Consider the following 6,363-nt stretch of genomic DNA (forward strand, 5'->3'; position numbering starts at 1 on the left):
CTTAAATGACTAATACCTCTTTTTTTCGGTCACTATGAACTTCAGTTGATGGATTTAATGGATAAAGCAGCTTGGAGAATAGTTTTATCCAAGCTGCTTTTTAATGACCTTATTGAACGAAAAGCGCAAGGCGCCCGCCTATCGGCGACAAGCATAAGCCAATCCGGCAGAAAGGTTGTTCTTTAACCTTTTTGCCGGATTGGCTTATGACCTAAGGGCCGATGGCGCCTGGAGCTAGACAATGATAACTAACTTTAATACGTTAATGCTTTAATCTGCTTAAACTTTCTGAAACCATAAAAAAAGAGATAGCCTTGTGAAAAGACCATCTCAATTAATCTATTATTCTTACTTTAACTGTTCTCACACCCCATGCTAATGCTGCTTTGCTGTTTGGCATCAATACATCAATCTTATGGTTCTTTATCGCGCCGCCAGTGTCTCCAGCAATCGCTACTCCGTACCCTTCAACCCATACTTTGCTTCCAAGCGGGATAATGGCAGGGTCGACTGCGATTAGTTTCATATTAGGATTCTCTTTGATATTATATCCCATAGCTGTATAATCGCTTGCGGTATCTTCGTGGCTATAAGCAGTAGATTTAACGTAAAATTCTTTTCCGTTATTGTTGCTAGATTTTTGTTGCTCTTCTTTTGGTTTCGCTGCGACAGGCTTTGGTTCTTGAGTTGCTCTGCTTTGCTCTTGCTTAGGTTTTGCTGCAACAGTAACTGCTGCATGTTTTTTCTTTGACTCGGCAAGCTTTGCAGCAACAGCTTTAGCCTTTGCCTGCTCTTTTTTTATTTTTTCTTGAAAGTTTTTCATTTGAGATTGTATATTTGACTGATCTTGCTGGGCAGCAGTAAGTCCATTTGCAGCGCTTTCATATTTTTTCTGTGCGTCAGCTAAAACCTTATTGCGATCAGCTAGCTGCTTATCAAGCTCTGCTTGTTTGTCGGCAAGCTTTTTCTGATCTTCTTTTAAGCTTTCTTCTTGCTTAGTAATTTCCTTTTTTTCAATTTCAATTTGTTCAATATCATGCAGCTGCTGGTTCAGCATATCATTGTCTGCATTTAAAAGGGTCGCAACAGCACCAATACGGCTTAATAGGTCAGCTATATTTTCAGAGTTTAGGACTGTTTCAATCACTATATTAGTAGGGTCTTTATGCTGAAGAGCGACGAGTCTATCTTTCATAATTCCTTCTCTTTGAAACACCTTATCCTGCAGCTTTACGATGTCTATTTTTTTCTGTTCAATGAGTTTGTTAGTGTCTTCAATTTTCTCCTCGAGCTCGGCCAAATTATTTTGGGATGCTGTAATAGATTGCTGTAATGATTGCAGTTCTTTTTCAACTTTTACAATAGCTTCATTTGCAGAATTTTTTTCAGCTTCTTTCGTATTAATTTCATCCTGGGTTTGCTTCAGCTTTTGCTCGTAATCGTTTAAAGTGCCTTCAGCCTGCGCTGTAACTGTAATTGATAAACACAATAAACTCACTGTTAGCGTACTAAAAAAACGCTTGAAATTTTGCATGAAATAACTCCTCCCCGATACCTATAGTTATACCATAAAGAAGGACAAGCTTATTTTACAAACAAATTAAAAATGTAACAAACATATTTCTTTGGAAAAGAACCAGCAAGATGAACTGAAAAAATTAGAACAGCAGCGCAATAAGATCATCAAACTTGTTTCTTGTCCAGATTATGTGGCCGGACGAGGTATGAGAATTCTTGCAAACCCATTGGGCTATGACCCTCACATTATTTCGGGTGAATCTGGTGCAGTTGGAATGGGATTAGTTAGTCTAGTAGCTGAAAATACTTTGCTTAAGGATGTGAAAGAAGCATTGAAACTGAATCAGGATTCAAAAATTCTGATTATCAGCACAGAAGGTGACACTGATCCGGATCATTATCGAAAAGTAGTGTGGGATGGGGCATATCCATCTGTAGAATTAATTTTTTGAAAAAATAAAAAAATTAGTTTATAAGAGATTGATTTTAATATGAACCATGAAAACTTTGAAAAACAGCTTAATGAATGGAGGCACTATCTTCATTCACATCCTGAAAGTGCCTTTGAAGAAAGAAATATTTCTGAATTTCTTGCTAATGTATTAACAGATATGGGATTAGAAGTTCACAGAAATATTGGTGGTACTGGAATCGTCGCTAATCTTACAGTGGGCGATGGTAAAGAAAGATACTATAAGTATTAGAACAGATATGGATGCTATTAACCTAACAGAGGAGGGTCAACATCCATACACCTTCCAGAACTCAGGTAAAATGCATGGGAGTGGTCATGCGTTTGCAGTAATCCCAGAAGACAAAATTGACGAAATCAACAATAAAGGAACAACAGGCTTTAATAAATTTTTCATAAAACACTTCCTTTTTTTAGATTCACATAGATGGTATCATAGTTTAATAGATTTATTTAACTATGGTTATAAAAATTTACAAACATGTAAAAAACTATAAATTACGGAGGGGAAATGAAGAAATTATTAATTTTATTAATATTAATAGTAATAGTAGGATTATTTTATATAATAAGACAACCAGAAGAGTTTCCAACAACTAATATAGAAGCTTCTAAAGCTTTAAATAAATTAGAACAATCGGATAAAAAAATTGTAAATGTAGGAACTTCAAAAGGAAGTAGATGGTATTTGACTCATTTTGATAAAGGAGAAGGACAAAAACGGTTCATCAAAGAAATGGAAAATCAAGGATGGATATACATAAAACAAGAAGGATCAGGGATTTTATTCGAAAAGTCTGATCAAGAATTAAAGACAACATGTGTTATTTGGAATTCTAAATATAATGTATGTAACGCTCCATTGGTAAAAAAATAATAACCTAAATACTGATTAGTGTGCTCGAGAAGTAGGAAACAGAAAGTAAAAGTTCAATTTCATAATTCAAGTTCGAAGAAAGGGGCTATCTAATAAGTCCTTAAAAATAAAGCAGATCAGGAAAACCGTTCGTTTTTCCTGATCTGCTTTTTCGTTTTTTCTGTGGTTTAGGTCAGTAGAGAGGCTAAGGCCTGCTACCTTCAGTAGATAGTGGGCTAGTCGCTCCCTATCTTCGTACGATAAACTACTTTTTGTTCTGTTTAGGATTTAACTTTAACTTTCGGCTTATGCTTCCTGTTCTTGTTACGCGATGTTTTATCCCTTAATACTTTACAAAAAAGCCGTTTATTAGCTCCAGGTTCATCGCATAAGTTAATAACTTTTTTGTAAAAATGGCTTTGCTTATTAAGCCGATTTTAATAAACAACTTTTTTGTCAAATAACAACTGTAGTCCTGCCGCCTAAGGTTATTTAAACGCGGCTTGTGACCGGAGGCCATTGTGACGAAAACTTACAAAAACATCACTATTCTCCCATTCCTTCTAAATCGATGAGAGAATAGTGATGTTGAAACTCCTTCACTCGGTCATTGAGAATCTCTCTTTATTTGATTTCGATCGCCGAAGCTTTGTTGTTCCAATCCGAAGCCATATTAGCAGTTTTACCATACCAATCGGAATGTCTAAACAAAACTCCTCTGCCATACCCTTGAGATGAAGTATGCTCCCACAGCGTAGTCGAATAGCTATAAGAAGGTGACGCCGTACTTAAGGAGGAAATTCTGTCATTCCAGCTGGAAGGCAAGTTTTTAAACCCGTCTCTCCAATAAATATACGGCCCGCTTTTATTTTTACCATCATAGAAATCGGTACAACAAGGGCCGCTGCCCATGATCGTGACTTTGTTTTGAAGTTTTTGTTTATCTTTATCGATAAATGTCTCCAAAGCTTCCCTGCTAGTAAAACCATACGCCAGCCAATCTCCCTTTTCATTCTGTTTAGGCAGAACCATGGTTACTTTTATATCATTGTTGGATTTGTTATTCACTTTGGCCAGGGAATCCACATCTTTTCCATCCACAGTTAAATAGTGGAACGATTTTATCGTATATTTTGTTTTGGTATCGCTTATATTTGTCGACACCTGTTTCCCATCAGCTGCAAAAGATTCATTAGAAAAGGAGAAAATCGCCAATAAGCTAAATGAAACAGCAATCACGAGACTGTAAAGTGTTTTCATTTTAACCACTCCCTATTCAAAAATTAAATACTATATAAATATAAGTGAATTCATTCATTTCTTTAAGATCCGAAATTCACATTTTTCAAACCTAGACTATATTACCAATTTTAACCATTGATTTTAGCGCCAACGACCAATAAAAACTTCTTCTTCAATAAACTCATATATTAAAATAAAAATTAAGGGGAAGCAGAAAGAGATAAACTATGGTTATACGATTCTGGGGTTACATTGTGGAAGTATTAGCCGTGGCAGGACTTGTCAGTATCATGTGGTGATGATAAAAGAGATTGAATTGAATACCTAGAAACGATTGTAAAGGTTGCTGGGCTTTTTCTACGCAAAATAAATCTAAATCTTGTTGTATCTTTTAAAACAAAGTTGATCCATTTGTAATAATGTTAGACCGTTTTGAAATTATCAAGTCTTAAATCGTAAAAGCCATAAAAAATAAGGAGTGATACATATTGGTGATGTATAATATGTATCACCCTTTTACTTTTGTTCTACTTGTTCCACGATCTGGCCATATAATTGAAGATCAGGAGGAATTAGATTTAGGTGAATAAAAAAGGAAAGAGACGGAAATTTTAGCAAATGAGAAGAAGGTATCAATGAATATCTTTAATAAAATTAATCTTAAGACTAAATAACACACGCTCTTAAGTATAAAAACGCAATTATATAGTGCAGGACTCCAGGGAATTTGTTTGCAAATTTCCAAGGTGAACACGGGTACTGGCTTTGATTTGCATATTGTTGAAACAAACAAGGATTATAAATCATTCAGGCGTATTTTATTAATATAAATGTCCATTTCCTATTTTGTTAAATAGAGTTTTTAGGAATTACGTTTACTGTTTAGAGGGAAATTGAATGATAATCACGATAGGGATTTTTTAGTTAATCAATTAAAATAGAATGATAACTATCTGTTTTTAGTGAGGTGAAATTTACTTGAATATAAATAATTTATTATTAGGTAAAACTCCCTTGAATAAATATGTTCATAAGTTATCTCAAAGTGATGTATCTTTTCATGTTCATTATTGGGGTGTCATGCCGAAGCACTATAATAATCTCCTTCACAAACATTCTTTCTTAGAAGTGTGTTATGTTGTCGATGGTGAAGGAGAGTATATAGAAAACAACTGTACGTATCAATTGCAAAAGAACAAACTATTTCTTTCGAGGCCGAATGTTTTACATCAAATTAGGAGCGATAGTGGGTTATTCCTTCTCTATATAGGATTTGAATTAATAGAATCAAAATCTAGTGATAAATGGATAATGATTATGGATAAAATTAAGGAATGCAATGAGATCATGATTGATGTTGAAGAAGAGGCAACTTTTTCGTTGCTTTGGGAATCTCTACTTGTTCAGGCTTCAAAAAATGAACATTCCTTTTTTGAAGAAATACTGAAAAACACGTCATACTCTCTAATTCTTTCTTTACTCGAAAGGTTCAGTCCAATGCTCTCTTACAACTCAAATCAAAAGGCTTCCAATGAAAAATTTTCACCAATACTAAGTCAAGCGAAACTCTATATTCAAGATAATTTATCTGATACATTAAAACTTAGTGATTTAGCTAACCATCTACATATTTCTAGTCGACACTTATCAAGGCTATTTGTGAAAGATCTAGGAGTGAGTTATTCAGAATATGTAAAAAATGAAAGAATACAAAAATCAGCTACGTTACTTAAAACTACAGACTTAAGTATTAAAGATATAAGTGAACAAACAGGATTTAAAACTGTTCACTACTTTACACGTGTGTTCACGGCTACAGTTGGAAGTTCGCCAGGGAAATTTAGGACGGTATATACAGACCAAGAGAAAATCGTATACTCAGAAAAAGAAAAACCTTCATTTTAGAATGAGGGGTTTATTTGTGAGGTGCAAAACGGCAAATCACAAACCTAATCACATAGCAAAACTCATAAATTTTACAACACAATAAAAAAGGCTTAGAGATGCAAATATCTCTAAGCCTTTATTAAATTTTCACTTTTTTAAGTTGTACAAGTTAATTAACCTTTAAAGCGAGTTTGATAAATAAGCGGAGAAATTTCTCTTATTTATCTAATAGCACTGAAAATAGCCAAAATAGACGGAAAGATTCCGACTATTGACTCGAAAAACGTGAAAGTGGGTACATTTGCTTTGCTTAATCGGAAAACTTCCGCTTATATACACCTAACTGAGCTCTATTCTACAGTTTAACCGGAAAATCTCCGCTTATTTT

6 protein-coding genes are annotated in these 6,363 nt (G+C 34.4%); 4 read left to right on the forward strand and 2 right to left on the reverse strand.

From position 1 onward, the window contains the following. Window positions 1-334: 334 nt before the first annotated feature. Complete coding sequence (locus IC621_RS24655; protein ID WP_191162489.1) at window positions 335-1,534, reverse strand: 3D domain-containing protein; 1,200 nt, start codon at window positions 1,532-1,534, stop codon at window positions 335-337. A 91-nt stretch (window positions 1,535-1,625) separates the two neighbouring features. Between IC621_RS24655 and IC621_RS24660 the strand changes: the two genes are divergently transcribed. The 3 genes from IC621_RS24660 to IC621_RS24670 all read left to right on the forward strand — a co-directional run bounded on the left by IC621_RS24660 (window position 1,626) and on the right by IC621_RS24670 (window position 2,867). Continuing rightward, window positions 1,626-1,970, forward strand: coding sequence for a PALP domain-containing protein (locus IC621_RS24660; protein ID WP_191162491.1), 345 nt, complete (start codon window positions 1,626-1,628; stop codon window positions 1,968-1,970). A 39-nt stretch (window positions 1,971-2,009) separates the two neighbouring features. Continuing rightward, the gene (locus IC621_RS24665) at window positions 2,010-2,222 is read left to right on the forward strand and encodes a hypothetical protein (RefSeq protein WP_191162493.1); all 213 of its coding nucleotides are present in this window, start codon (window positions 2,010-2,012) and stop codon (window positions 2,220-2,222) included. Between the two features lie 279 nt (window positions 2,223-2,501). Continuing rightward, entirely contained in the window at window positions 2,502-2,867 is a 366-nt protein-coding gene (locus IC621_RS24670; protein WP_191162495.1) for a hypothetical protein, read from the forward strand. Window positions 2,868-3,470: 603 nt separating this feature from the next. On the opposite strand, the gene IC621_RS24675 is transcribed toward IC621_RS24670, so the two are convergent. Further along, window positions 3,471-4,106 (reverse strand): hypothetical protein, encoded by a 636-nt coding sequence (locus tag IC621_RS24675; RefSeq protein ID WP_396653122.1) that lies wholly within the window; start codon window positions 4,104-4,106, stop codon window positions 3,471-3,473. A 960-nt stretch (window positions 4,107-5,066) separates the two neighbouring features. Between IC621_RS24675 and IC621_RS24680 the strand changes: the two genes are divergently transcribed. Continuing rightward, on the forward strand, window positions 5,067-5,993 hold the full coding sequence (locus IC621_RS24680) for an AraC family transcriptional regulator (protein ID WP_191162497.1): 927 nt from the start codon (window positions 5,067-5,069) through the stop codon (window positions 5,991-5,993). The last annotated feature ends 370 nt before the right edge of the window (window positions 5,994-6,363 follow it).

Origin of the sequence: Metabacillus arenae, assembly GCF_014773385.1 — a bacterium.
Lineage (GTDB): Bacteria > Bacillota > Bacilli > Bacillales > Bacillaceae > Metabacillus_D > Metabacillus_D arenae.